The sequence below is a fragment of the Bartonella capreoli genome (genome assembly GCF_902813205.1).
Classification (GTDB): domain Bacteria; phylum Pseudomonadota; class Alphaproteobacteria; order Rhizobiales; family Rhizobiaceae; genus Bartonella; species Bartonella schoenbuchensis.
The window spans coordinates 14761-41691 of the sequence record NZ_CADDZX010000003.1; the positions used below are offsets into that span (position 1 = coordinate 14761).

Below are 26931 nucleotides of genomic sequence, written 5' to 3' on the forward strand. Positions count from 1 at the left end.
CACACAATATTATACGCTAAAAAGGGCTCACTCAGGAGATCTTAATGCCCCGTCCCCATTTCATTTCACCCTCACTCTTGGCTGCTGATTTTTCTAAGCTCGGTCAGGAAATATCAGATGTTGTTGATGCTGGCGCAGACTGGCTTCACCTTGATATTATGGATGGCCACTTTGTTCCTAATATCACCTTTGGCCCTGATGTCGTCAAAGCATTACGCCCACTAACTAAAGCAATATTTGATGTTCACCTCATGATAGCACCTGTAGATCCTTATCTTGAAGCCTTTGCGCAAGCTGGCGCAGATATTATAACCATTCACGCTGAAGCAGGTCCTCATATTCATCGTTCACTGCAAACAATTAAAGCGATGGGAAAAAAGGCTGGGGTTTCAATCAACCCAAGCACGCCAGAACATGTGCTGGAGTATTTGCTTGATCAATTAGATCTCATTCTTATTATGACTGTCAATCCAGGTTTTGGTGGACAAAGCTTCATCCCAGAAATGAAAAATAAAATCGAACGAGTAAAAAATATGATGGCCAATCGACCTATTGATCTTGAAGTTGATGGTGGCATTACAGTTGATACAATTGGAATAGCTGCAAAAGCTGGTGCAAATGCATTTGTTGCAGGATCTGCAATTTATAAAAATGGTAACAAAGATCTTTATAAAACACGCATTAACGCACTGCGCCAAGCAGCAAAACTCTCACAATAAGGAAAAAATCATGATCGAGCGTTATTCTCGCCCTGAAATGGTAGCAATTTGGTCACCAGAAACTAAATACCGTATTTGGTTTGAAATTGAAGCACATGCTTGTGACGCGTTAGCTCAACTTGGTGTTATTCCAGAAAAATCAGCTAAAATCATTTGGGAAAAAGGTGCAGCAGCTGAATTTGATATTAATCGTATTAATGAAATTGAAGCGACTACAAAGCATGATGTTATAGCATTTTTAACCCACTTAGCTGAATTTATTGGGCCAGAATCTCGTTTTATTCATCAAGGTATGACATCATCAGATGTTTTAGATACAGCATTCAATGTTCAATTAATGCGTGCCAGCGATATTTTGTTGAGAGATATAAATCAACTTCTTGAAGTGCTAAAAAAACGTGCCTTTGAACATAAAGAGACAATTACTATTGGACGTAGTCATGGCATTCACGCCGAGCCTACAACATTTGGAGCTAAACTTGCCCTTGCATATGCTGAATTTCTCCGTTGTCACAAACGTTTGCTTGCTGCAAGGGAAGAAATTGCCACTTGTGCTATTTCAGGAGCTGTTGGCACTTTTGCAAATATTGACCCCCGCGTTGAAGAACATGTAGCACAAGCATTAGGTATACGTGTCGAACCTGTTTCTACCCAAGTAATACCACGTGATCGTCACGCTATGTTCTTTGCAACACTTGGAGTCATTGCTTCATCTATCGAAAGGTTAGCCATAGAAATACGTCATCTGCATAGAACAGAAGTTCTTGAAGTAGAAGAATATTTCTCACCTGGGCAAAAAGGTTCATCTGCTATGCCTCATAAACGTAATCCAGTTTTAACAGAAAATTTAACTGGACTGGCACGTATGGTGCGCGCATTTGCAGTACCTGCTATGGAAAATGTTGCGCTTTGGCATGAACGTGACATTTCACATTCATCTGTTGAACGTTATATTGGCCCTGATGCTACCATTACGCTTGATTTTGCTCTTTCTCGATTAACATCTGTGATTGAAAATTTAATCGTTTATCCAGAAAATATGCAAAAAAATCTCAATAAATTCCGTGGTCTTATTCATTCACAACGTGTGCTTCTAGCGCTTACACAAGCTGGTATAAGTCGTGAAAATGCTTATCACATTGTTCAGCGAAATGCGATGAAAGTTTGGGAACAAGGAAAAGATTTTTTAGAAGAATTGTTAAAAGATGAAGATGTCACAAAAGCTTTAAATGAAGCAGATCTTCGCGAAAAATTTGACCTTGCTTACCATACTAAACATGTTGATACAATTTTTAGACGTGTGTTTGGATAATAGTAACAACTGTAAAAAAATAAAAATCTTTTGTTTTTGCTAGTTCAAAGTACGTTTTCATAAAGAAAGACATTCATGAAAGCAAATCAACTCGATATTCTTATTGTTCCCGGCTATAAAGGATCTGGTCCGGATCATTGGCAAACACGTTGGGAACAAAAATTATCTACTGCTCGGCGTGTTCAACAAGCCCATTGGTCAAAACCTGTGTGTGAAGAATGGATTCATGAAGTAAAAAATGCCATCACACAAGCCAATAAACCTGTTGTTATTATTGCTCACTCATTGGGAGTGCCAACAGTTATTCACGCAATTGCTCAAAATGCACAAAAAATTTGTGGTGCTTTCTTTGTTGCCCCACCAGATGTAGAAAATAAAGAAATACGCCCCAAACATCTAATGACATTTGGTCCATATCATCGCAAGAAACTCCCCTTCCCTTCAGTGGTTATTGCCAGTCGCAATGATAAATTTTGCCAATTCTCAGTAGCAGAAAATCTTGCAAAAGACTGGAATGCGCTTTTTGTTGATGCTGGACAGTCTGGACATATTAACGTGGAATCTGGCCATGGTCCTTGGCCTGAAGGACTTATAATTTTCTCCCATTTTCTTGCAAAACTTTAAAGGTAATATGAATTATTCTCAGAATAATACATTTTATATTACTTTACCCAATATTACTTAACACATACTCTATAAGAAGCTTAAATATTTTTGCCTGCACTGATTTATGCTGAAAAACATAAAAATATTCACTTTGCCTGATTGCATTAATGTTTTTGCCAGACTATAAAAGTTTAAATCTCATTTAATATGCCTTAAATAATAAAAATTGTAGTAAACATTATAGCAATTCATTGAGAATTGTTGCTAATTAAGATACTATTTTATCAACAATATTAAGATTTTTCAACGAATAGAGAATTATGATGAATCGTCGTCACCGCATTTATGAAGGTAAGGCTAAAATCCTATATGAAGGGCCTGAACCGGGTACCTATATTCAATTTTTTAAAGATGACGCAACTGCATTTAATGCAAAAAAACATGAAATCATTGATGGTAAAGGAGTCTTAAATAATCGTATTTCAGAGTATATTTTTACCCAACTTGGCCGTTTAGGTATCCCAACACACTTTATCAAACGGATCAATATGCGTGAACAGCTTATCAAAGCAGTCGAAATTATTCCGCTAGAAGTTGTTGTACGTAATGTCGCTGCAGGTTCCCTTTCTAAGCGCTTAGGGCTAGAAGAAGGAACAGTTCTTCCACAATCTATTATCGAATTTTACTATAAAAACGATTCTCTTGATGACCCAATGGTAACGGAAGAACATATTACTGCTTTTGGGTGGTCTGCTCCGCAAGAAATAGAAGAAATTATGCAACTTTCAATTCGCATTAACGATTTTCTCTCTGGGCTTTTTGCAGGCGTTGGTATTCAATTGATTGATTTCAAAATAGAATTTGGTCGTTTATGGGAAGGTGAAACGATGCGTATCGTTCTTGCTGATGAAATTTCACCTGATTCTGCTCGTTTATGGGATGTGCAAACACGAGAAAAAATGGATAAAGATCGTTTTCGTCGTGACATGGGTGGGCTTATTAATGCTTATCAAGATGTTGCAAAGCGTCTTGGTATTATGAATAAAAATGACCCTCAACGGCCAAGCGGTCCAGTTTTAGTTAAATGAGAAACAAAGTAATGCAATATAGCCTTGCTTTATAAAAAAGAGCTATTCTTTTAAAAAATGCTTTAAATAACAGGAAATAAAAATGAAAGCACGCATTATAGTTACCTTAAAAAGCAGCGTTCTTGACCCTCAAGGAGAAGCGATCACTAGTGCTTTAAATAGTTTAGCTTTTACCGGTATTCAATCTATTCGCCAAGGAAAAGTGTTCGATATCATTCTCGATAATATACCCGCTGAAACAGCAAAACAAAAACTTAAACAAATGTGTGAACAATTGCTTGTAAATACTGTCATTGAAAACTACACTATAGAACTTCTTTGATCGGGTCACTTGATGAAAACTGCTATTATTCAATTACCTGGATTAAATCGCGATCAAGATATGATTGCGGCATTACATCACATAACAGGCATTCAACCTCTCAAGATTTGGCAAACAGAAACAACAATTCCAGAGGTTGATATGATTGTTATTCCTGGTGGTTTTTCCTATGGTGACTATTTAAGATGTGGCGCTATTGGTGCGCGAATGCCAGTTATGCAAGCTGTGCGTAAAAAAGCACAAAAAGGCGTCATGATTATGGGGGTATGTAATGGTTTTCAAATTTTGCTAGAATCCGGATTGCTACCAGGCGCTTTAATGCGCAATGCTTCGTTGAAATTTGTTTGTCGTGAAATAAAACTTGAAGTCGCTAATGCTGATACAAAATTTTCTCGATGCTATTCTAAAGGACAAATTATTCGCTGCCCTGTTGCCCATCACGATGGAAATTACTTCGTTGATAATGATACATTGAAGCAAATGGAAGACAATAAGCAAATTGTTTTCCGTTATGCAGAAAATACAAATCCCAATGGTTCAATTAATGATATTGCCGGTATCGTCAATAAAACTGGCAATGTTCTTGGTATAATGCCTCATCCTGAAAATTTCATTGAAACTGCGCATGGTGGTGGTGATGGCCGCTTATTGTTTCAAAGTGTTTTAGAATCGAAAAATTAATGTATGAAGTGAACCTTACTAAGCAAATTTCTACACTTACAATAATGAAATATATTATTCCAAATACACATCAGGTGTGGTTTGAAAGCTCAAAGTTTCACTATAAATTTGGTCCTTCTTTTAAATTTTATGCTTATTATTCAAGCTCAAATGACTTTCGTGTTTCAATCGTGCTTTATAATTTTTTAAAAAATTTGACCCCTGAGTTTGTTAAAGCAGAACTAATTAAAGCCTTAACTTATAGTCCTTTAATAGCTTCATTATCAAATAATGAAATTACCAATACACCAAACAACTTAGATTAAAAGTGATAATACATATTAAATCTGATCAATATAACGGAAATACTAATGAACTTTCGCAATAACATTGCCATTACACCAGAATTAATCGCACAACATGGCTTAAAACCCGATGAATACCAACATATTTTAGAGTTAATCGGGAGAGAACCAACACTAACTGAGCTTGGAATTTTTTCTGCAATGTGGAACGAGCATTGTTCATATAAATCTTCTAAAAAATGGCTCAAAACTTTACCGACAAAAGGAAAGTGTGTCATTCAAGGTCCTGGAGAAAATGCTGGCGTTGTTGATATAGGCAATAATCAATGTGTGGTTTTCAAAATGGAAAGTCATAACCATCCCTCTTACATTGAACCTTATCAAGGTGCAGCAACAGGTATTGGCGGCATTTTACGTGATGTTTTTACAATGGGTGCTCGCCCTGTTGCAAGTATGAATGCATTACGATTTGGATCTCCTGATCATCCCCGAACGCGTTATCTGGTTTCAGGTGTTGTTTCTGGAATTGGTGGTTATGGCAACGCTTTTGGTGTCCCTACTGTTGGTGGAGAAGTCAATTTTGACAAGCGTTATAATGGCAATATTCTTGTTAACGCTTTCGCGGCTGGTATAGCAAAAACAGATTCTATTTTTTATTCCAAAGCGCAAGGTGTAGGACTTCCTATTGTTTATCTTGGTGCCAAGACAGGACGTGACGGTGTTGGTGGAGCTACAATGGCTTCTGCTGAATTTGACGATACAATCAATGAAAAACGCCCGACTGTTCAAGTGGGTGATCCTTTCACTGAAAAATGCCTGCTTGAAGCTTGTTTAGAATTGATGGCATTAGGAGCCGTTATTGGTATTCAAGATATGGGTGCAGCAGGGTTAACATGCTCTGCAGTTGAAATGGGTGCAAAAGGAGATTTAGGAATAGAGCTAAATCTTGATAACGTACCTGTTCGTGAAGAAAATATGACAGCCTATGAAATGATGCTTTCTGAAAGTCAAGAACGTATGCTTATGGTTCTTAAACCAGAACTTGAAAAGCAAGCATCTGAGATTTTTAATAAATGGGGGCTTCATTTTGCTATCATTGGAAAAACAACAAATGATTTACGTTTCCGCGTATTACACCAAGGGCAAGAAGTGGCTAATCTACCAATTAAAGAACTTGGAGATGAAGCCCCAGCTTATGATCGCCCTTGGATAGAGCCTCCTAAAAAGCCAATTCTTAGAGTAGAAGAAGTTAAAAAAGTTGAAAACCTCGGTGATGCACTGCTTACCTTACTAAACTCTGCCAATCAAAGTTCACGGCGATGGGTTTATGAACAGTATGATACAATTATTCAGAGTAACAGCCTCACTCGCCCAGGGGGTGACGCAGGTGTTATCCGCATAGACAGTAGCGACAAACGTGCTCTTGCTTTTTCCTCTGATGTAACACCTCGCTATTGTGAAGCCGACCCTTATGAAGGGGGAAAACAAGCTGTTGCAGAATGTTGGCGCAATATTAGTACCACAGGTGCAACACCACTAGCCGCTACTGATAATCTCAATTTTGGCAATCCTGAAAAACCTGAAGTTATGGGGCAGCTAGTTTTTGCCATTAAAGGTATAGGTGAAGCTTGTAGGGTACTCGATTTTCCAATCGTTTCAGGAAATGTTTCCCTTTATAACGAAACCAATGGAGAAGAAATTCTTCCTACACCTACAATCGCTGGTGTTGGTATTCTTAATGATTGGTCAAAAATGGCTACAATAAATAATATGCAAAACGGAGATATTATAGTTTTAATTGGGCCTTGTGGCTCACATTTAGGACAATCAATCTACGCACGTGATATTTTAAATATTGAGGCTGGCGCACCGCCTTATGTGGATTTACAGCTTGAAAAAAAGAATGGTCAATTTGTTCGCGATGTTATTGATTGTGGTTTTATTCATGCAGCTCATGATATTTCCGATGGAGGACTGGCCATTGCTCTTGCGGAAATGGTAATTAAAGCAAATAAAGGAATTAAAGCAAAATTAAGCAACAAATTACCACATTATGCTGAACTTTTTGGTGAAGACCAAGGACGTTACGTATTAGCAGTTAATCCCAATAAATTTAATGACCTTAAAACACTTGCTCAAACAAGCGAAGTTTCTTTAATGGAGCTTGGTACAGTTGAAGGCAATGCACTTGACATACAAGATGTATTAACACTTCCAGTATCTGAACTGACGCAAGCTTATGAAAGCTGGTTTCCAGAGTTTATGGGTGATAAATAATGATTTATTTCCATTGGCTATATAAAAATAACAAATAAATAGAGGAGAATAACTCATGGCAATGAATGCTCATGCAATTGAAGCTCTTATTCGTGAAGGCATCCCCGATGCAAAAGTAACAATCCATGATCTTGCAGGAGACGGTGAACATTACGCTGCAGAAGTTATTTCAGAAAGTTTTCGGGGTAAAAGCCGTGTTCAGCAGCACAAAATGGTTTATGATGCTCTTAAAGGTAATATGGGAAGTGCTCTTCATGCTTTAGCACTTCAAACAAGTGTACCTAATAAATAATCTAAAAATTTCTTCTTGCATTCATTTTGTTAATACGATTTAAAATAAGACCAATACAACTGTAATTTTCCTAAAATGTTAGCCAATATAAGGAATAAAAATGACTACTGCTTATGATTTTATTGATAATGAAATTAAAACAAACGATGTCGTTTTATTCATGAAAGGAACACCTAATGCTCCGCAATGTGGATTTTCTGGGCAAGTTGTTCAAATTCTTGACTATTTAGGATTACACTATAAAGGAATTAATGTTTTAACTTCTGATGAATTGCGTCAGGGAATAAAAGATTATTCAAATTGGCCAACAATTCCACAACTTTATATCAAAGGTGAATTTATTGGTGGTTGTGACATTATTAAAGAAATGTTTCAAAGTGATGAGTTACAAAAACTACTCAAAGAAAAAAACATTACCTTTAATATATCATAGAATTAACTTTAATTTTATTCAGCCTCTTAAGTGAGCTGCTATTCAAGTCAGATCAGAGTTTTTTTATTTTAAAGGGTGTATATGTCGTATTCAGTTGACGAACAAAAGCATATAGATGCAATCAAGAAAAGAATTGGATATAAAGAATTTGTCATTATCATTGCAGCACTGATGGCAATTAATTCTATAGCCATTGATATTATGCTGCCAGCTATGCCTAATATTTTAAATAGCTTTAATATTATTAACGAAAATGATCAGCATTATATCATTTCTTGCTATCTTATCAGCTTTGGTGTTACACAAATATTTTTTGGCCCAATAAGTGACCGTTTCGGGCGGCGTAAACTTGTTCTCATGGGCCTTACCCTTTATTCATTAACAGCACTTGGCTGTGCGTATGTAACAAGTTTTCCTTTGTTACTTATTCTACGCATTTTGCAAGGCATTGGGGGTGCTGCAATGCGTGTGCTTACAATCTCTATGGTACGAGATCTCTACAACGGTCGAGAAATGGCAGAAGTTATGTCCATAGTCATGATGGTTTTCCTCATTGCAACAATGCTTGGACCAATAATAGGACAAACGATTTTATTTTTTGAATATTGGCAACTTATTTTTATATTCATGGCATTTATTGGTTTTGGGTTGATGATTTGGATTTACTTGCGCTTACCTGAAACTCTCCATACACAACGCTCTCTTTCTTTTTCTTCTATTAAAGATGGTTTATGCCTTGTCATTACAAATCGGAGTGCACTTTGTTACACGCTTGCTACTTCCATTATGTTAGGTTGCATCTTTATTGCTGTTAACACATCGCAACAAATATATGAAGGAATCTATAACTTGGGAGTTTTGTTCCCTGTAGCTTTTGCAGCCAGTGCTGCATTTCAAGCAGTATCAGCTTTCTTAAATTCTCGTCTTGTTCATCGTCTTGGAATGCGGTGCATCGGTCATAGTATGCTTTTACTATTTTGTACCATTTCATGCGTCTGGTTTATCGCATCAATTTTAACAGGTGGTATTATCTCTTTTTCTTTTTACATGCTATTGTATTCTATACTAATGTTTACGTGCGGTGGTATTATGGCCAATTTCAATACACTTGCTCTTGAACCTTTAGGAAAAATTGCTGGAACAGCAGCCTCTGTATCTGGTTTTCTTCAAACATCCATCGCTACAGGTATCGGCTTCTTCATCGCACAACACTTTGATGAAACAATGATCCCCAATTCAGCAGGATTTTTCTTTCTCAGTCTCATAGCTATCTTTCTTGTATTATGGGCTGAGCGTGGAAATCTTTTTAGTAAACATCACTCTAAATAAATATAGCTCTTAAAGGGATTTTATAATAATCCCTTTAATTATACTGCCAATAAATCTAAAAATTTAAAAGAGCTTTTTGTTATATACTTTAAGCTAATGATTTAATATGCTACCATCATATTAATTAGAAAATTTTCCTGATTTTGGAAATCCTTTTGGAACCAAGCGGCCCACTCCAGCACGTGTTCCCATCCACTCAATAAGCTCATCAGACTGGCGATTAAAACTGCGTTCAGCTGTATCTTGCCAACTTAAACCTTCTGACAAATTAAAGGTTTTGGCATCAACAACACCACCATCTTTGTAACGTTGCAAACGAACACCTTTACCACGGCTCATTTCTGGTATTTGCTCTATGGCAAAGATAAGCATTTTACGGTTTTCTCCAACCACTGCCACATAATCACCATTTACCGGAACGCAAAGTTTTACTTTATCAGGAGACTTCACATGCATAATTTGCTTTCCTTTTCGCGTATTGGCTATCACTTCATTTTCAGAAACAATAAAACCATTTCCATAAGCTGAAACCAAAAGCCGCTTTTCTTGCGCATTATGTACAAAGGCTGTTAAAATATCGTGTTCACCATCCATATCCACTAAAATACGAATTGGTTCACCGTGCCCTCTTCCTCCAGGCAAAACATTTGCACTAATAGTAAAAAATTTTCCACCAGTACTTACCACAACAATTTTATCTGTTGTAAATGCCGGTAATGCTAATTTTAAGCAATCCCCCTCTTTAAAAGAAAGCATTTTGTAATCATTCAAATGGCCCTTTAAAGCTCGCATCCAACCTTTTTCAGAAATAATAATAGTTACCGGTTCTCTTTCAATCATTGCTTGCTGAATATCATAAATATCGTGCTTTGGGGTATCCTCAAACGTTGTACGTCTTTTGCCTAAAATAGTTTCAGGCCCAAAAATTTTCCGAACTTTTGTGATTTCATCTGAAATCATTTTCCACTGTTTTATATTGGAGGCTAATAGGGCTTGCAATTGTGCTTCTTCAGTCTTAAGAGACTCAAATTCTTTACGAATTTCAAACTCTTCAAGTTTCCGTAAAGAACGCAACCGCATATTAAGAATAGCTTCAGCCTGATTATCTGTTAATTTAAAATGTTCGATTAATTCTTTTTTGGGTTCGTCTTCTTCACGAAGAATTTGGATCACCTCATCAAGATTCAAATACGCAATAAGATATCCATTAAGAATTTCCAATCGACGATTAATTTCATTAAGTCGATAACTTGAGCGACGAACAAGTACCTCTTTACGGTGTTCAAGCCATTGCTGTAAACTTTCACGTAAAGAAAGAACATTAGGTACTTTACCTAAAGTCAAAACATTGAGATTAAGAGGAAATCTCACCTCAAAATCAGTCAATTTGAAAAGTGACTCCATTAAGAGCTCAGCATCAACTGTACGATTTTTGGGAACAAGGACAATACGGATATCTTCTGCAGATTCGTCATGAATGTCTTCAAGCATTGGCAAGCGCCGTGCAAGTAATAATTCTGCCGTTTTTTCAATAAGACGTGATTTTTGTACTTGATACGGAATTTCAGTAACAACAATGACATAAGAACCACGGCTACTTTGTTCTTGATGCCAACGCGAACGCAACCGAAATAATCCACGCCCTGTACGATATGATTCTTCAATACTCTTTTTAGGCTCAACTAAAATACCACCTGTTGGAAAATCAGGTCCAAGTACAAACTTATTTAAATCCTCATTGTTTGCATTGGGGTGAGCAATTAAATGCAATGCCGCATCACATAATTCAGCAACATTATGTGGTGGAATAGATGTCGCCATACCAACAGCAATACCTGATGAACCATTGGCTAAAAGATTAGGAAAAGCACCTGGTAAAACAACAGGCTCTTCATCTTCCTCATTATAAGTCAAACGAAAATCAATGGAGTCTTCATTAATCCCTTCAAGTAACAATGCTGCAACTTCAGTCATACGTGCTTCTGTATAACGCATGGCTGCGGCATTATCACCGTCAATATTACCAAAATTGCCCTGCCCATCAACTAATGGGTAACGAACAGCAAAATCCTGAGCTAAGCGTACTAATGCATCATAAATAGACGCATCACCATGAGGATGAAATTTACCCATCACATCACCCACAATCCGCGCACATTTAGCATAAGACTGTCCAGGATTAAGCTTTAACAAACGCATCGCATGGATAATACGCCGATGTACTGGTTTTAACCCATCTCGTACATCAGGTAATGCACGGTGTGTAATGGTAGAAAGCGCATAGGCCAAATAGCGTTCCTGCAAAGCAGAACACAATTCTACTGGCTCAATACATTCTTTATCAAAAGGCTGACTCATTTTAACTGACATAATACGTGAATAGAAATTTCCAAAATAAAAAATAAGTATGCCATAAGGCCTATTAAGTGCAAAATTTTTAGTACCTGAACATTTTACAAAAACTATATTATGTAAATAACCATTGTGAGTAAAAAAATAATGAGGAAATAGATTAATACTGAAAATTTAGAAAAGAATATTTACTATTTATTTTATCAGCCGATAGGAGAAAGTGAAAGTATTACCCCATAAAGCTCATTTTTAGCATTTTAAAATACAACCTTTAATAAATTTAGCATCAAAATAACAACTAATTTTATCAATCATTTTTGGCAGTACGAACAATTCGAATTCCTAAATCAGACAACTGTAGAGCAGAAACTTCAGATGGAGCACTCATCAAAAGGTCAAGTGCTTGTTGATTCATAGGAAATAAAGAAATTTCACGTAAATTTTTCACACCTTGCAAAAGCATTACGATACGATCAATACCAGCAGCCATACCACCATGAGGTGGAGCGCCATAATGAAATGCACGATAAAGACCACCAAAACGTTCTTCGACTACCTCTTCAGAAAGACCTGCAAGCTTAAAAATCTTCAACATCATTTCTGGTGAATGATTACGAATTCCACCTGATGCAATCTCATAACCATTGCAAACAAGATCATACTGAAAAGCTTTGATAGTGAGAGGATCTTGACAATCAATAGCCTCTTTTCCACCTTGAGGCATTGAAAAAGGATTATGTGCAAAATCAAGCTTTTTCTCATCCTCATTCCATTCAAAAAATGGGAAATCAACAATCCATGCTAAAGAAAAACATTTATGATCGATAAGATCTAACTCCTCTCCTACTCGTGTACGCGCAGCACCAGCGAAAGACGCAAATTTTTTCGGATTTCCTGCAACAAAAAAGCAAGCATCACCACTTTCAAGCCCAAGTTGCGCACGAATAGCTTCAGTCCTCTGCTCACCAATGTTTTTAGCGATAGGACCAGCTCCCTCAAAGACTCCGTTTTCTTGACGCCAAAAAATATAGCCAAGACCGGGCTGCCCCTCACCTTGTGCCCATGCATTCATACGATCACAAAAAGAACGGCTGCCCCCTGTTTTAGCTGGAATAGCCCATACCTGCGCATGTTTATCATTCGCTAAAATCTGAGCAAAAACCTTAAAACCAGAATCATAAAAATGTTGAGAAACACTTTCCATAATAATTGGATTGCGTAAATCAGGCTTATCTGAACCATATTTCTGGATTGCTTCATCGTATGAAATACGAGGGAAACTTTGTGTAACACACTTTCCATCGGCAAACTCTTCAAAAACAGAACGTATAATAGGCTCCATCGTTGCAAGAACATCTTCTTGCTCAACAAAACTCATTTCAACATCTAATTGATAAAACTCACCTGGCAAACGATCTGCACGTGGATCTTCATCTCTAAAACATGGAGCTATTTGAAAATAACGATCAAAACCAGAAACCATTAATAACTGTTTATACTGCTGAGGCGCTTGAGGCAGTGCATAAAATTTTCCTTGATGTATACGACTTGGAACCAAAAAATCGCGTGCCCCTTCTGGGGACGATGCCGTTAAAAGTGGCGTCGTAAATTCTGTAAAGGCACAATTTTGCATGTGCTTTCTTATGGAAGCAATAATTTCAGTGCGACGCATTATATTCTTGTGCATAGTTGTTCGACGCAAATCAAGAAAACGATATTTCAATCGAATATCTTCTGGGTAATCAGGTTCACCAAAAACCGGTAGAGGAAGTTCATCAGATTTTGAAAGAATTTCCACCTCACTTGCAAAAACTTCAACCTCACCCGTTGGCAAAGTGGCATTAATAACCTCATCAGCACGTGCACGCACTTCCCCATCCACACGAATAACTGATTCAGCACGCACCTTCTCAACAGTTTTAAAAGCAGGTGAATGAGGATCAACAACAATCTGTGTGATTCCAAAATGATCTCGTAAATCAATAAAAAGAATTCCGCCATGGTCACGAACACGATAAACCCACCCTGAAAGACGGACTTGTATTCCTACATCGCATTTACGAAGCGCGGCGCAATTATGACTGCGATAACGGTGCATAGTTTTCTGCCTTTAAATTATAAATTGTTTCATACGCGTTACAAACGATTTTTGGCAGCTACTTGTCAAGACACCCCCCAAAAAACCTAGAAAAAAAACACAATAAAAGACAATTTTAACCTACTTATGCTATAATAGGGTGATGAAAGTTATTACACAGACAACAGAACTTGAAATTGCAATTGCCGCTTTGAGTAATTCTGATTTTGTAACCGTAGATACTGAATTTATCCGCGAAACAACCTTTTGGCCTCAACTGTGCCTGATTCAGCTTGCATCTCCAAATGTTACAATGCTTATTGACCCAATGGTACCGGATATTGATCTACAATCATTTTTTGACCTGATGGTAGATGAAAAAATTGTTAAAGTTTTTCACGCTGCACGCCAAGATATAGAAACTATTTATCATCTCGGGGGAATCATCCCCTACCCTCTATTTGATACACAAATAGCAGGATCAATTTGTGGATTTGGTGATTCTATCTCCTATGATCAAATTGTACAACGCTGCACTGGACATCACCTTGATAAATCATCTCGCTTTACAGACTGGAGCCACCGCCCCCTCTCTGAAAAACAATTGCTTTATGCACTTGCTGACGTAACTTACTTAAGAGACGTTTATCTTTCATTGAAAAAGAAATTAGAAAAAAACAAACGAACCCATTGGATGAATGATGAACTTAAGATTCTTCTAACACCAACAACTTACGATATACCAGAAGAAGACGCATGGAAAAAAGTAAAAGGAAAAGTTAAAGCCCCTCGTGAACTGGCTGTGTTACAAAAAGTTGCTGCTTGGCGTGAACGTGAAGCACGCAAACATAATGTTCCGCGTCGTCATATTATGAAAGATGAATGTCTTATCGAACTTGCAATTCAACAACCCAAAGACGAACTTGAACTAAAACGTTTACGCAGCCTAAAAAAAAGTGGGTATCACCCATCAACAACACAAGCATTAATCAAAGCTATCCACGAAAGTTTTGAAGTCGATATTGCTGTTTTACCTGACCTTCCCAAGCATAATCCTATTCATGATAAAACAGCTGCTGCAATTGATCTGCTTAAAGTATTATTAAAACTCGTTGCAAATGAAAATGACATTGCTCCTAAGATTATTGCAACTTCCAATGATTTAGAAAAAATCGCTCATGGTGGTATAACGGAAGATATTCCCGCTATGAATGGTTGGCGTTATGAAATATTTGGTCAAAAAGCAGAACAAATGCTAAAAGGCCAGCTAGCATTTTATTTTCACAATGGAGAAATAACAATTAAGCAGCTTTAACTTACAAAAGATATTTCTATAGAGAGATACACATTAAATATACAATAAATCTGAATGTGTTGTTATTTCAGAAAATAATAGACTTTTAATTCATCTATAAAAGAATCATGAAATTTCAAACGTCAGAGGTAATTTTGTTATCTTTGATAATTGTTTCAATCGTCCCAAAGGCCGTTCACCTATTAAATCAGCATGACACATTGGAATATGTAATATAACGTGATTTTGTTTTTTCTGCCATAATAGATCAGGTAAAATCCCTGTAGTAAAAGCACTAAAAAGATTAGCAATACGCATAACCCCCCCAAGGATACGTGCTTTTTCAACCATATCACGAGTCGCTAATTTAAGAACATCTGGAATTTCTTTATCGGCAAATAAACCTGCATTACGAAAAAAAACAGCTAATGCAGCATAAATGCGCCCCTCATGAGAAATCCCTGGATAGGATCCTAACGCTATTTGATTAGCTGCCTCATTACCTCTATAATCTGGATGTATACGCCAACCAATATCAGAAAGAAAGCAAGAAGCTTTACGATAACGATATTCATCTTCAGTTTCTAAAATTCCAAAAGCTTCAAATGCATTTGTCGTAAAATCAATGAGTTCGTCTGCCTGCTTTGGTGAGCGTGCTCGTAAAATAGCCATTTCTTGACAGGCTGCAATTAAAGGATCAGAAATGCGAACTTCTTGCAATAATTGTGAATAGAGAAAACCTTCACGAACTCCAGCTCCAGAAAAAATTATTTTTTTAAAACCCATATATTGAATAAGTTCAATAAGGACGACCGCTCCATAAGCTAAAAGTTGACGACGATTCTTTGAAATAGCTGAAATACCTTTCAAATTATCAATATTATCACTAGCTACAAGGTGCAGAAAATCCTTCATCTCAAGTGCATCAACTTCATAACCGTGTACAACAGGTAACAAGTAATGTTTAGCGGCCATATGAAGTTTTGCCAGATTACGCCACGTACCTCCTACTGCATAAAAATAATGTGGTGTACTTTTATGCATAAAAGATGCTTCATAAAGTTTTTCATGAGCAATCTTTGCTGCTGTTGCAATATTGTTATTAGACATATATTGCAACCGCAAACTACCCAATGGTAGCGTTATTCCTTCACCTAAGTTAGAATCATAGATATTAATAAGCTCAAGACTTCCACCACCAAGATCACCAGAAACACCATTTGGCCGATAAAAAGTGGAAATAACTCCATAAGCTGAATAGACTGCCTCTTCATTTCCTGAAAGAACGCATATCCTATTGTGTAAGATCTTTTCAGCATCCTGAATAAAAGCTACCCCATTTCTTGCTTCTCGCACTGCTGCTGTTGCTAAAGCATGAATTTCATCTACACCAATCTGTTGGCAAAGTGCACGAAATCGTTTCAATGTGTGCAATACCATTTCAGTTGATTTTTTTTCTAAAAAGCCAGTTTTTGCAACACCCTGACCAAGACCACAAAGAATTTTTTCATTAAATAAAACCGTCGGCGAGCGTACAAGACCTTCATAGACAACAAGTCGAACAGAATTGGAACCAATATCGACTACAGCAATGGGTTTACACCCTTTTAGTCGACCTTGAGCATTTGTATATGTCATTGATATTTCAGTCTTTATCTGTCTTTTTTTTCTGCCGACGCAACGCCATTAAACGTAAAGCAGAAGATTTAAAAGATTTGCCCCCCTCAGAAAGACTTGCATTGGTCATAAAATACTCCTGCGCATTAAATAGTTTTTCACCTTTTAACGGTGTTATACGTTTTGATGTTCCATCGCTCAATATATCAAAGCTTTGTTGGTTATCAATAATATTAGCCAACATAATTTGTGAAAGAATTTGTTGACGAACTGCCTTGTTAAAAACCGGAACCAACACTTCAATACGATGATCAAGATTACGTGTCATCATATCGGCTGAACCAAAATAAACTATGGTATTTTCACTCGGCAAATCTTCACCATTACCGAAACAAAAAATACGGCTATGTTCAAGAAACCGCCCTATTATTGATTTTACACGAATATTATTCGAAATGCCTGGAATACCAGGTCTTAAACAACATATACTACGAACAATCAGATCAATCTGTACACCAGCTTGACTAGCGCGATATAAAGCATCAATAATTTCAGGATCAACCAATGAATTTACTTTCATCCAAATAGTAGCAGGTTGCCCCTGTTGCGCATTAACAGTTTCCTCTTCGATATGTTCAAGAATACGATTGCGCAATGTTAATGGAGAAAAAGCAATTTTCCTTGCTTCTTTTGGTTGTTTATATTGAGTAATATAATCAAAAAGTAATGCAATATCATGACCAATGCCATCATCAGTGGTAAAAAAAGAAAGATCAGTATAAATTTTAGCAGTAATTGGATGATAATTGCCTGTGCCAAGATGCACATAAAAGCGAAGACAATTCTCTTCGCGCCTCATTATTAAAGACATTTTAGCATGTGTTTTGAGTTCAATAAAACCAAAAACAACTTTAACACCCGCATGTTCAAGATCACGTGCCCAGCGAATATTCGCCTCTTCATCAAAACGCGCTTTAAGTTCTACCAAAGCTGTTACTGATTTACCTTGTTTGGCAGCATCAATCAAAGCACCAATAATCGGGCTATCCTTCGACGTGCGATAAAGAGTTTGCTTGATCTCAACAACATCAGGGTCTTGAGCAGCTTGACGTAAAAAATGCACAACAAAACTAAATGATTCATAAGGATGGTGAATAATAATATCACTTTCACGAATAGCTGCAAAACAATCACCATTATGTTTGCGAACACGTTCAGGAAAGTGAGGGTTATAAGGAACAAATTTCAAATCATCACGTGGGATAGAAGCAATTTCTGATATCATATCAAGTGCCAACAATCCATTTAAAGTACTGATACAATTATCAGAAACTGAAAGTTCACTTGTTATAAATTGACGTAAATCTTCAGGTATTTTAACATCAAATTCAATTCGAATGATTTGCCCACGACGACGCCTTTTAAGTGCAGTTTCAAAAAGGTGGACAAGATCTTCAGCCTCTTCTTCCACCTCTATATCACTATCACGGATAATTCTAAATATACCTTTTCCTTTAACTTCATAATCAGGAAATAAATGGCTAACAAAAAGGCTAATAACATCTTCAAACGCGATAAAACGAAAACTATTCTTCTCTTGAGGAAGTAAAATAAAACGTTTCAAATCAGCTGGCATACATAATAATGCCGTTACAGGACGTTGATCAACATGGTGCAACAATTGGAATACAATAGAGAGCCCTAAATTAGGAATAAATGGAAAAGAGCGAGCAGAATCAATAAATGAAGGCGTTAAAATAGGAAGAATCGTGTTTAAAAAATGCTTTTCAAGCCACAATCTTTCAAGTTTTGAAAGGCTATCAGAGTGAATAATTTCAATATTATTCTGTTTTAATTCATGACGTAAAACACAAAATTTCTGTTGCTGATTAGTTTGCAGATACGAAATCTCAGTTAATATAAAATCAAGTTGCTCCTGTGGGGTTCGTCCATCTGCACTGCGTTCTACAATCCCTGCACAAATTTGACCAACAAGGCCAGCAACACGGACCATAAAAAACTCATCAAGATTAGTTGCTGAAATTGCAAGAAAACGTAGGCGCTCTAATAAAGGATGCTTCGGATTAGCAGCCTCCATTACCACACGATTATTAAATTCTAGCCACGAAAATTCTCGATTAATAAATCGTGCTGGATCTTGCATCGTTATATTCTGAGTAGCAATCTGATCCGTTATCGTCTGTTTCATATCCCTCAGATAATCTGTCTTTACATTAATTAAAAATAATTGGAAGAATTTTTATTTGCAAATTGTCTTAAAAAGCATTTTGCATTATAGTGTATTCAATTACAAACTAATAAAGTTAACGTGTGATTTAAAATATTTGATCTCAATCATGTCTTATCAGACAATTTAGCTGGAGGCTTTTACACAATGTCTGACCACAATATTCTCCATTTCCAAAATGACCGTGGATATAAAATAATTGAAATTGGTGTAAAAGAATTCATGTGTGTAGGTGCTACAGAACCATTCGACCATCCTCATATTTTTATCGATATGGGAGCAGATGATGAAAAAATTTGCCCTTATTGTTCAACGCTTTACCGTTATAATCATTCATTGTCATTCAATCAAACAAATCCAACAGGGTGCATATATCATATAGATAACCCGCTATAACTTCTAATATAATATACAATGGCTATCATTGATCAACCGCCAATCATTATCGGGGCGGGAATTGCTGGTTTAAGCTCTGCTTTAGCACTTGCCCAAAAGGGAATTGCAAGTACTCTTATTGAAAAATGTAAACAACTCGATAGTGTAGGCGCTGGCATTCAGCTTACTCCAAATGCAACGCGTATTCTTGCCCACTGGGGGGTTTTAAAAAAATTAATTGAATTAGGCCTTGAACCACATTTTCTTGAGCTAAAAGACGGTATATCGTTAAAAACGCATTTCCATGTTGATCTTATCAATTTATCTGAAAAACGTTGGAAAGCCCCTTATATCACGATTCATCGAGCTGATTTGCAGAAAGTTTTATATAATGCTGTTCTTAAAAACCCTCTTATCACATGTAAACTAGGTGAAAATATTGTATCATCTACTCACACTACAACCCACAGCATTAATATAGAAACTATAAAAACAGAAGAATCAACTAAAATACAACAACACCAATTTTATTCTACATCACTTCTTATCGGGTGCGATGGTGTTTGGTCTAAGTTACGCCAACTTGCCCCTTTCCATGAAAAAGCAGATTTTAGTGGCTTAATTGCTTGGCGTGCAACAGCGACATTTGAAAGTCTTCCCCCAAATTTTCGTTCTTTATTGCAAAATATAAAGACAATTACTGCCTGGATGGGATCTAAGAATCATCTTGTTGTCTATCCCATTCAATCTGCAAAAATTTTTAACTTTGTAGCTATCACTCATGGAGACAATGCACAAAAAGAATGGAATCAAAAGGGAGATAAAGAAAAACTCAAAGCTCTCTTCAGTAATTGGAATCCCAAAATCCTCGAACTCTTTGATCATATTGACACTTGGAATTATTGGCCACTATTTCAAATGAATCATGATCGTTTTGTAGGTTTAAAACAGCAAGTATTTGTTGGTGACTGTGCGCATGCAGCCTTGCCTTTTGCAGCACAAGGTGCTGCTATGGCGATAGAAGATGCAGCCACATTAGCAGAAGTGCTTTCAATTAGTGACTTTTCACTCATTGAAGCTATTTCACTTTATAAAAAAATACGCGAACCTCGCGTTACAGCCATAAAAAAACGTGGAGATTTTAATAAACTAGTTTACCATGCAACCGGTCCTGTAGCAGTTGCACGTAACTTTATAATGAAAATTCGTTCATCAGAAAACATTATATCTAGCCTAGATTGGCTTTACAGTTATGACGCCATGAATCTGGCAAAAAATAATATTTAAAAACGGTATAGTAAAAACTACAAAATCTACACTCTAAATAACAGTCACTTCACTGTTGATTTAACTCAACTCTACATCAATCACACCATGAATTGCTTTTATAGCATTTGCTACCTGTAAATTTACCTTGTATCGCTTTGAAAGCATAACTTCAACTTCCCGTACCCCATTTTCTTGAATCAGAATAAATGCCACCTCTCCATTGCCACCGGGCTTTAAATACTGCTCAATTTGTGGAAGAATGTCTGCTGTTTTTATAAAAAGGCGCATTGTTTTACAATCCCGTATTGATTCTTTTTCTAAGGACTGAATAGTTTCAATACGTAAACCAATTCCTTCAGAGCGATCTTCTGCAATCACTGTAACAATAAAAGATTTTCCCGGTTCTAACATATCCTCGTAAATAGAAAGCCCTTCAGAAAATATAACTGCCTCATAGTGCCCACTTGTATCAGAAAACTGAATAACCCCCATTTTTTTACCAGATTTTGTTTTGCGAATTTGCTTTGCCACAATGGTTCCAGCAAGCCGAGCAGCAGTCGCCCCTTTTTTTACTGCATCAGAAAAATCACTCCAAATTTGAACGCGTTTTTTTGTAAGAATAGTTTGGTATTCATCCAAAGGATGAGCAGAAAAATAAAAACCTATTACCTGAAATTCGTGATGAAGTTTTTCAGCCAAAGACCACGGAGATGCTTGCGATAAAATCAAAGGCTCTTTCGGCCCACCCATCATTCCAAATATATCAGTCTGCCCACTAGAATTATTATCAATAATACGAATAGCGCGTGCATTAAGAGTTCCAAGACTTGCCAATAAAACCTCACGTGCAACTTGAAAACAATCAAGAGCACCTGCATAAATCAAACTTTCCATCGCACGTTTATTAACAATACGAGGATCAATACGCTCACAAAAATCTTCCAGATCTTTAAAAGGCTTATCTCCCCGGCAAGCAACAATATGATCAACTACTAAATCCCCAATACCTTTAATCGCAGCAAGGGAATAATAAATACACTTTTCTCCTATTTCAAAAACACGACACGATGTTTGCACACAAGGTGCAATAACTTCAATTCCAAGCCTTAATGCCTCACGTCGAAAATCATTCAACTTATCCGTATTTGTCATGTCACATGTCATGGAGGCAGCTAAAAATTCAACTGGGTGGTGTGCTTTCATATAAGCTGTTTGATATGAAACAATTGCATAAGCAGCAGCATGCGATTTATTAAAACCATAATCTGCAAATTTTGCTAAAAGGTCGAAAATAATATCAGCTTGATCTTTATCAATACCACCATCAACAGCACCACTTACAAAACGTGTACGCTGTTTTTGCATTTCCTTATGGATCTTTTTACCCATAGCGCGGCGTAATAAATCTGCTTCTCCAAGAGAATAACCAGAAAGTACCTGTGCAATTTGCATAACCTGTTCTTGATAAACAATAACACCTTGTGTCTCTTTAACCAGATGATCTATTTTAGGATGAATAGAAGTAATTTCCTCTTTCCCATGTTTGCGTGCATTATATGTTGGAATATTTTCCATTGGACCAGGACGATAAAGTGCCACAAGTGCAATAATATCTTCAATGCGGTCCGGCTTCATCCCAATAAGTGCCTTACGCATACCAGAACTTTCAATTTGAAATACACCAACTGTCTCACCACGTGCTAACATAGTATAAGTCGTTTTATCATTAAGAGAAATATGCGACAAATCTACCTTTATACCTTTTCGTGCAACAAAATCCGTGGCCATTTTTAAAACAGTAAGCGTTTTTAAACCAAGAAAATCAAACTTCACCAAACCAGCTTGTTCAACGCATTTCATGTTAAATTGGGTAACTGGCATATCAGAACGTGGATCGCGATACATTGGTACAAGCTCCGACAATGGCCGATCGCCGATAACAATTCCTGCAGCGTGAGTTGATGCATGACGGTAAAGCCCCTCAAGCTGAAGTGCTATATCCAACATGCGCCCAATAACAGGATTCTTTTTCTTTTCTTCCTTAAATTTAGGTTCATCTCGAATAGCCACTGCCAACTCAATATTACTGCCAGGCATAGAAGGAACTAATTTGGTAAGATAATCAACCTGACGATAGGGTACTTCCAAAACACGTCCGACATCACGTAACACCGCACGTGCCTGTAATTTACCAAATGTAATAATTTGAGCTACTTGATCACGACCATATTTTTCTTGAACGTATTGAATAACCTCTTCCCGCCGATCTTGACAAAAATCGATATCAAAATCTGGCATAGAAATACGATCTGGATTGAGAAAACGCTCAAACAAGAGAGAAAAGCGCAAAGGATCAACATCAGTGATAGTCAAAGCATAAGCAACAAGTGAACCAGCGCCAGAACCACGCCCTGGGCCAACAGGAATACCATGGCCTTTTGCCCATTTTATAAAATCCGAAACAATAAGAAAATAGCCAGGAAATTGCATACGTGTGATAACTGAAATTTCATAATTCAGTCGTTGTTCATAATCTTCAACTGTATAACCTTCGGCCAAACCAATTGTTTCAAGGCGCATTTTTAAACCAGCTTTAGCCTGATTTAATAATTCCTTAGCCTCGTCTTCTAAAGCAGAATCTGGATCTACAGAGCGTTCTGTAAAACGGGGTAAAATAGGTTTTCGAGTTGGTACAAAAGTATGACAACGTAACGCAATTTCAACGCTATTTTCTAAAGCTTCTGGAAGATCAGAAAATAATGAGACCATTTCATCTTGTGACTTCAAATAATGATCTGGCGTCACACGCCTGCGATTTGGATTAGAAACAATCTGCCCCTCTGCCACAGCCATCAATGCATCATGAGCCTCGTACCCTTCTTTATTCAGAAAAAAAGCTTCATTGGTTGCAACAAGAGGAATTTCATGCTCATAAGCTAATTCAATAAGTGTGGTTTCAACTTTCCTATCGTAAGAACTATGTCGTTGTAATTCAACATAAAGACGATCACCAAAAATTTGCTTCAAATAAGTTAAATGCTCAACAGCTCGCTCTTTTTTATTTTCTACTAAAGCCAAATTAATGGGGCCATTCCACCCCCCAGTTAAAGCAATAATTCCTTCATTTTGTGATAACAGCCAATCAGCCTTAATATGAGGAGGATCCGTATCACGTTTATCAAGATAAGCGCGACTAACAAGGCTAATCAAATGAGCATAGCCTGCTTCGCTAGCAGCAAACAGCACAATAGAAGCAAAATCAGAAGGGTTGCGTGGTTTGATTAAACGTGGATCATAATTCTCATGTTCAAAATCAATCGCAAGCTGACAACCAATAATAGGCTGCACACCATCTGTAAAACAATACTGAGAAAACTCTAAAGCACCAAACAAATTATTCGTATCTGTAATAGCTATTGCTGGTGCATGATCAGAAATTGCATGCTGAATAATTTGCCTGATTTTCAAAGCCCCTTCAAGAAGGGAATAAGCTGAATGAACCCTCAAATGAATAAAGCGAGGAAGAGAATTTTTACTGTTTAGTATTTTGCTTTTTTTTGCTGGCATTTTCACAATTTCCCATCACAACATAAATGCCAAATTGCAACTATTATTTGTTTCATAATAAAAAGTACTCTAGTTCCCCCTATATTCAATCTATAATTTTAGCATTATCGTATATATGGAAAGTACTCCAATTTCTCTTCATATCATATATAATATTACTAATATTAGCTACCCTTCTTGCACTGTTCTTACCACATTTGTTAATTTAATTTTTTATTCTTGTTATCCAAGGCTTAAAATTTAAAATAATGCAATTTATTCTCATAAACTGAGTAATTTATCCCCAAAAAGCTCCTCTAAAGTACTAGAAAAAATGAAAAGAGCAGGCTAAATTTCCTTATGTATTCAAACCTCTTTAATCTTTTTTCAACCTCTATCCGCACTCTTCCAGGAGTGAACCAAAAAGTATATCCCTTACTGGCTAAAGTTTTAAACGCCAATCTCTCACAACATGAACCGACTATAATTGACCTGCTTCAACTGATGCCTCATTCCGTTATAGACCGAAGAATGCGGCCCGATATAGCTTTTGCACCAGAAGGAAAAATCGTTACTCTTGAAATCATCATTGATCAACACCGACCACCACTAAATAGTAACAACCGATCACCTTATCGTGTCATTGGTTATGATAAAACAGGAAGCATAAATTTAGTGTTTTTTCACGCTCAACGTTCTTGGCTAGAAAGACAGCTCCCTGAAGGAAAAAAAGTAATTGTATCAGGTAAAGTGGAACGATTTAACGGGCAGCTTTCAATAGTTCACCCTGATCATATAGCCCCTAGTGAACAATTAAACCAGATGCCACTAATTGAACCTATCTATCCTTCTACCGCAGGGCTATCAGCAAGAGCACTAAAACGCGCAATGCAAGGTGCTCTTGAGCGTATTCCTCTTTTGCCAGAATGGATAGAGGAAAACCTTAAAAAACAGCAACAATTTCCTTCTTTTTCTGATGCTTTGCATTGTATTCATGCACCGACAGACCCTAATGATTTGGCTTTAAAAAGTGCAGCACGTCAACGCCTTGCCTATGATGAACTCCTTGCTGGTCAATTAGCTCTTGGTCTTGTACGTTTAAAAACAAAATCTCTTTCAGGTGCTTCTCGCCCACCAACAGGTGTCTATACAGAAAAACTGCTTGAATCTTTACCTTTTCAACTGACAAATGCACAAAAACAAGCAATACAAGATATTGCAAGTGATTTAGCTTCACCTGAACCTATGTTAAGACTCCTCCAAGGTGATGTAGGAACAGGAAAAACCGTAGTTGCACTAATGGCAATGGCACAAATTGCTGAAAATTCAGGTCAGTCAGCTCTAATGGCACCCACAGAAGTGCTTGCACGACAACATTTTACTATGATTACTCCTCTTGCTGAAAAAATTGGTTTAAAAACAGTTCTTTTAACTGGACGAGAAAAAGGGAAATCACGCGTAAATATTCTTAGCGATATATTGTCAGGGAAAATCTCTATTATCATCGGCACCCACGCCTTGATACAAAAGAATGTTACTTATAATAACCTTGCTTTAACCATTATTGATGAGCAGCACCGTTTTGGTGTAAATCAACGTCTTGCCCTTACAGCAAAAGGTCATAAACCTGACATATTAGTGATGACAGCCACCCCTATTCCACGCACACTGGTGTTAACAGCCTTTGGTGACATGGATGTATCAAAAATTACAGAAAAACCAATTGGACGAAAACCAATCACTACAGCAACTCTCCCTTTAGAGCGGATTGATGAACTTATAGAGCGAATTGCAGTTGCGTTAGAAAAAGGAGAAAAACTTTATTGGATCTGTCCCCTGGTAGAAGAATCAGAAAACTTTCAACTCACTTCGATTGAAAACCGTTTTGCCATTCTCCATAAACGATTTGGTGCATGTGTTGGTATGATACATGGAAAAATGTCTACCACTAAAAAAAACGCAGCAATAGCGTCTTTTAAATCTGGAGAAACATGTATTTTAGTTGCAACTACAGTTATTGAAGTGGGAGTAGATATTCCTGATGCCTCAATCATCATAATCGAACATGCGGAGCATTTTGGTCTTTCACAATTACACCAATTGCGTGGACGCGTTGGACGAGGAGAAAAAAAATCTTCTTGTATTTTACTATATAAAGCTCCACTTACAAAAACAGCCGCAATGCGTCTTAATATCATACGTAACACAGAGGATGGTTTTAAAATTGCTGAAGAAGACTTGCGTTTACGAGGAGAAGGTGAACTTTTAGGAACGCGACAATCTGGTATGCCTGAGTTCCACATAGCAAATCTTACAACACACCATAAACTTTTGTTAACGGCAAGAAAGGATGCACGTTTATTCTTGCAACACGATTCTGATCTTTCCTCAGAACGGGGACAAGCTTTACGCTTACTTCTCTACCTTTTTAGACATGATGATGCCATTCAGCTTTTACGTTCAGGCTAACTTTTTAAAAGCGTATTTACGAACAAAATTATCCAAAATTCTATTGCTAAACAAAGTTTTAATCACTCTAACAAAAGTGCTTTGCAAAAAACTGTATGTGAACCAAATGAATATCTGAGTTTTAAAACTTCTATTTTATATAAGTTATTAGAAAAAAAATATATTATTTTCCTCACATCTCTTAAAAAGAACTATCCTATTCTTTCTTATTAACTCAAACAAACATTGTTTTTACAGTAAAAAAGACTTCAATTAGACAAGAAAATGCTTTCTTTAATAATGAATACCAATTCTCAATTTTTACATATTAATTTCTAGCTTTAATTATTTTCCACGCCTCC

19 protein-coding genes are annotated in these 26931 nt (G+C 36.9%); 14 read left to right on the forward strand and 5 right to left on the reverse strand.

The annotated features are described in order from the left end of the window. Nucleotides 1-44 precede the first annotated feature (44 nt). The 10 genes from rpe (at nt 45) to J7R05_RS03565 (ending at nt 9343) form a co-directional block, all read left to right on the forward strand. Complete coding sequence (gene rpe / locus J7R05_RS03520) at nt 45-719, forward strand: ribulose-phosphate 3-epimerase (protein ID WP_208541224.1); 675 nt, start codon at nt 45-47, stop codon at nt 717-719. Nucleotides 720-729: 10 nt separating this feature from the next. After that, nucleotides 730-2031 (forward strand): adenylosuccinate lyase, encoded by a 1302-nt coding sequence (gene purB / locus J7R05_RS03525; protein ID WP_208541225.1) that lies wholly within the window; start codon nt 730-732, stop codon nt 2029-2031. Nucleotides 2032-2106: 75 nt separating this feature from the next. Further along, a complete protein-coding gene (locus tag J7R05_RS03530; RefSeq protein WP_208541226.1) occupies nt 2107-2655 on the forward strand; it encodes an RBBP9/YdeN family alpha/beta hydrolase in 549 nt (182 codons plus the stop codon). A gap of 305 nt (nt 2656-2960) precedes the next feature. Then, nucleotides 2961-3725: a phosphoribosylaminoimidazolesuccinocarboxamide synthase gene (gene purC, locus J7R05_RS03535; RefSeq protein WP_208541334.1), complete on the forward strand. Its 765-nt coding sequence runs from the start codon at nt 2961-2963 to the stop codon at nt 3723-3725. 82 nt (nt 3726-3807) lie between these two features. Then, complete coding sequence (gene purS, locus J7R05_RS03540; RefSeq protein ID WP_208541227.1) at nt 3808-4047, forward strand: phosphoribosylformylglycinamidine synthase subunit PurS; 240 nt, start codon at nt 3808-3810, stop codon at nt 4045-4047. Nucleotides 4048-4059: 12 nt separating this feature from the next. After that, complete coding sequence (gene purQ, locus J7R05_RS03545) at nt 4060-4728, forward strand: phosphoribosylformylglycinamidine synthase subunit PurQ (RefSeq protein WP_208541228.1); 669 nt, start codon at nt 4060-4062, stop codon at nt 4726-4728. Between the two features lie 350 nt (nt 4729-5078). Then, a complete protein-coding gene (gene purL, locus J7R05_RS03550) occupies nt 5079-7289 on the forward strand; it encodes a phosphoribosylformylglycinamidine synthase subunit PurL (RefSeq protein WP_208541229.1) in 2211 nt (736 codons plus the stop codon). A 55-nt stretch (nt 7290-7344) separates the two neighbouring features. Continuing rightward, a complete protein-coding gene (locus J7R05_RS03555; RefSeq protein WP_208541230.1) occupies nt 7345-7581 on the forward strand; it encodes a BolA/IbaG family iron-sulfur metabolism protein in 237 nt (78 codons plus the stop codon). A 100-nt stretch (nt 7582-7681) separates the two neighbouring features. Continuing rightward, nucleotides 7682-8014 (forward strand): Grx4 family monothiol glutaredoxin, encoded by a 333-nt coding sequence (grxD, locus tag J7R05_RS03560; RefSeq protein WP_208541231.1) that lies wholly within the window; start codon nt 7682-7684, stop codon nt 8012-8014. Nucleotides 8015-8095: 81 nt separating this feature from the next. Beyond that, the gene (locus J7R05_RS03565) at nt 8096-9343 is read left to right on the forward strand and encodes a multidrug effflux MFS transporter (RefSeq protein WP_208541232.1); all 1248 of its coding nucleotides are present in this window, start codon (nt 8096-8098) and stop codon (nt 9341-9343) included. 120 nt (nt 9344-9463) lie between these two features. Here J7R05_RS03565 and parC read toward each other — a convergent pair whose 3' ends face one another. Both parC and aspS read right to left on the reverse strand, forming a co-directional pair. Then, nucleotides 9464-11713 carry a DNA topoisomerase IV subunit A gene (parC, locus tag J7R05_RS03570; protein WP_208541233.1) on the reverse strand — a complete coding sequence of 750 codons (2250 nt, stop codon included), beginning with the start codon at nt 11711-11713 and terminating at the stop codon, nt 9464-9466. Nucleotides 11714-12002: 289 nt separating this feature from the next. Continuing rightward, on the reverse strand, nt 12003-13793 hold the full coding sequence (aspS, locus tag J7R05_RS03575; protein ID WP_078689801.1) for an aspartate--tRNA ligase: 1791 nt from the start codon (nt 13791-13793) through the stop codon (nt 12003-12005). Nucleotides 13794-13932: 139 nt separating this feature from the next. On the opposite strand from aspS, the gene rnd reads away from it, so the two are divergent. Further along, on the forward strand, nt 13933-15087 hold the full coding sequence (gene rnd / locus J7R05_RS03580) for a ribonuclease D (RefSeq protein ID WP_208541234.1): 1155 nt from the start codon (nt 13933-13935) through the stop codon (nt 15085-15087). A gap of 105 nt (nt 15088-15192) precedes the next feature. On the opposite strand, the gene ppx is transcribed toward rnd, so the two are convergent. After that, complete coding sequence (gene ppx, locus J7R05_RS03585) at nt 15193-16704, reverse strand: exopolyphosphatase (protein ID WP_208541235.1); 1512 nt, start codon at nt 16702-16704, stop codon at nt 15193-15195. Between the two features lie 7 nt (nt 16705-16711). After that, entirely contained in the window at nt 16712-18892 is a 2181-nt protein-coding gene (locus J7R05_RS03590; RefSeq protein ID WP_208541236.1) for an RNA degradosome polyphosphate kinase, read from the reverse strand. A gap of 186 nt (nt 18893-19078) precedes the next feature. Between J7R05_RS03590 and J7R05_RS03595 the strand changes: the two genes are divergently transcribed. Both J7R05_RS03595 and J7R05_RS03600 read left to right on the forward strand, forming a co-directional pair. Then, the gene (locus J7R05_RS03595; protein WP_078689804.1) at nt 19079-19327 is read left to right on the forward strand and encodes a zinc-finger domain-containing protein; all 249 of its coding nucleotides are present in this window, start codon (nt 19079-19081) and stop codon (nt 19325-19327) included. Between the two features lie 27 nt (nt 19328-19354). Then, entirely contained in the window at nt 19355-20593 is a 1239-nt protein-coding gene (locus J7R05_RS03600; protein WP_208541335.1) for an FAD-binding protein, read from the forward strand. A gap of 60 nt (nt 20594-20653) precedes the next feature. Here the strand turns inward: J7R05_RS03600 and dnaE are convergent, their stop codons facing one another. Next, the gene (gene dnaE, locus J7R05_RS03605) at nt 20654-24142 is read right to left on the reverse strand and encodes a DNA polymerase III subunit alpha (protein ID WP_208541237.1); all 3489 of its coding nucleotides are present in this window, start codon (nt 24140-24142) and stop codon (nt 20654-20656) included. 339 nt (nt 24143-24481) lie between these two features. On the opposite strand from dnaE, the gene recG reads away from it, so the two are divergent. After that, the gene (gene recG / locus J7R05_RS03610; RefSeq protein ID WP_208541238.1) at nt 24482-26590 is read left to right on the forward strand and encodes an ATP-dependent DNA helicase RecG; all 2109 of its coding nucleotides are present in this window, start codon (nt 24482-24484) and stop codon (nt 26588-26590) included. Nucleotides 26591-26931 lie beyond the last annotated feature (341 nt).

Coding starts and splice junctions, on each gene's coding strand:
- rpe (WP_208541224.1), top strand. CDS start 45: ATGCCCCGTCCCCATTTCATTTCACCCTCACTCTTGGCTGCTGATTTT.
- purB (WP_208541225.1), top strand. CDS start 730: ATGATCGAGCGTTATTCTCGCCCTGAAATGGTAGCAATTTGGTCACCA.
- J7R05_RS03530 (WP_208541226.1), top strand. CDS start 2,107: ATGAAAGCAAATCAACTCGATATTCTTATTGTTCCCGGCTATAAAGGA.
- purC (WP_208541334.1), top strand. CDS start 2,961: ATGAATCGTCGTCACCGCATTTATGAAGGTAAGGCTAAAATCCTATAT.
- purS (WP_208541227.1), top strand. CDS start 3,808: ATGAAAGCACGCATTATAGTTACCTTAAAAAGCAGCGTTCTTGACCCT.
- purQ (WP_208541228.1), top strand. CDS start 4,060: ATGAAAACTGCTATTATTCAATTACCTGGATTAAATCGCGATCAAGAT.
- purL (WP_208541229.1), top strand. CDS start 5,079: ATGAACTTTCGCAATAACATTGCCATTACACCAGAATTAATCGCACAA.
- J7R05_RS03555 (WP_208541230.1), top strand. CDS start 7,345: ATGGCAATGAATGCTCATGCAATTGAAGCTCTTATTCGTGAAGGCATC.
- grxD (WP_208541231.1), top strand. CDS start 7,682: ATGACTACTGCTTATGATTTTATTGATAATGAAATTAAAACAAACGAT.
- J7R05_RS03565 (WP_208541232.1), top strand. CDS start 8,096: ATGTCGTATTCAGTTGACGAACAAAAGCATATAGATGCAATCAAGAAA.
- parC (WP_208541233.1), bottom strand. CDS start 11,713: ATGTCAGTTAAAATGAGTCAGCCTTTTGATAAAGAATGTATTGAGCCA.
- aspS (WP_078689801.1), bottom strand. CDS start 13,793: ATGCACCGTTATCGCAGTCATAATTGCGCCGCGCTTCGTAAATGCGAT.
- ppx (WP_208541235.1), bottom strand. CDS start 16,704: ATGACATATACAAATGCTCAAGGTCGACTAAAAGGGTGTAAACCCATT.
- J7R05_RS03590 (WP_208541236.1), bottom strand. CDS start 18,892: ATGAAACAGACGATAACGGATCAGATTGCTACTCAGAATATAACGATG.
- J7R05_RS03595 (WP_078689804.1), top strand. CDS start 19,079: ATGTCTGACCACAATATTCTCCATTTCCAAAATGACCGTGGATATAAA.
- dnaE (WP_208541237.1), bottom strand. CDS start 24,142: ATGCCAGCAAAAAAAAGCAAAATACTAAACAGTAAAAATTCTCTTCCT.
- recG (WP_208541238.1), top strand. CDS start 24,482: ATGTATTCAAACCTCTTTAATCTTTTTTCAACCTCTATCCGCACTCTT.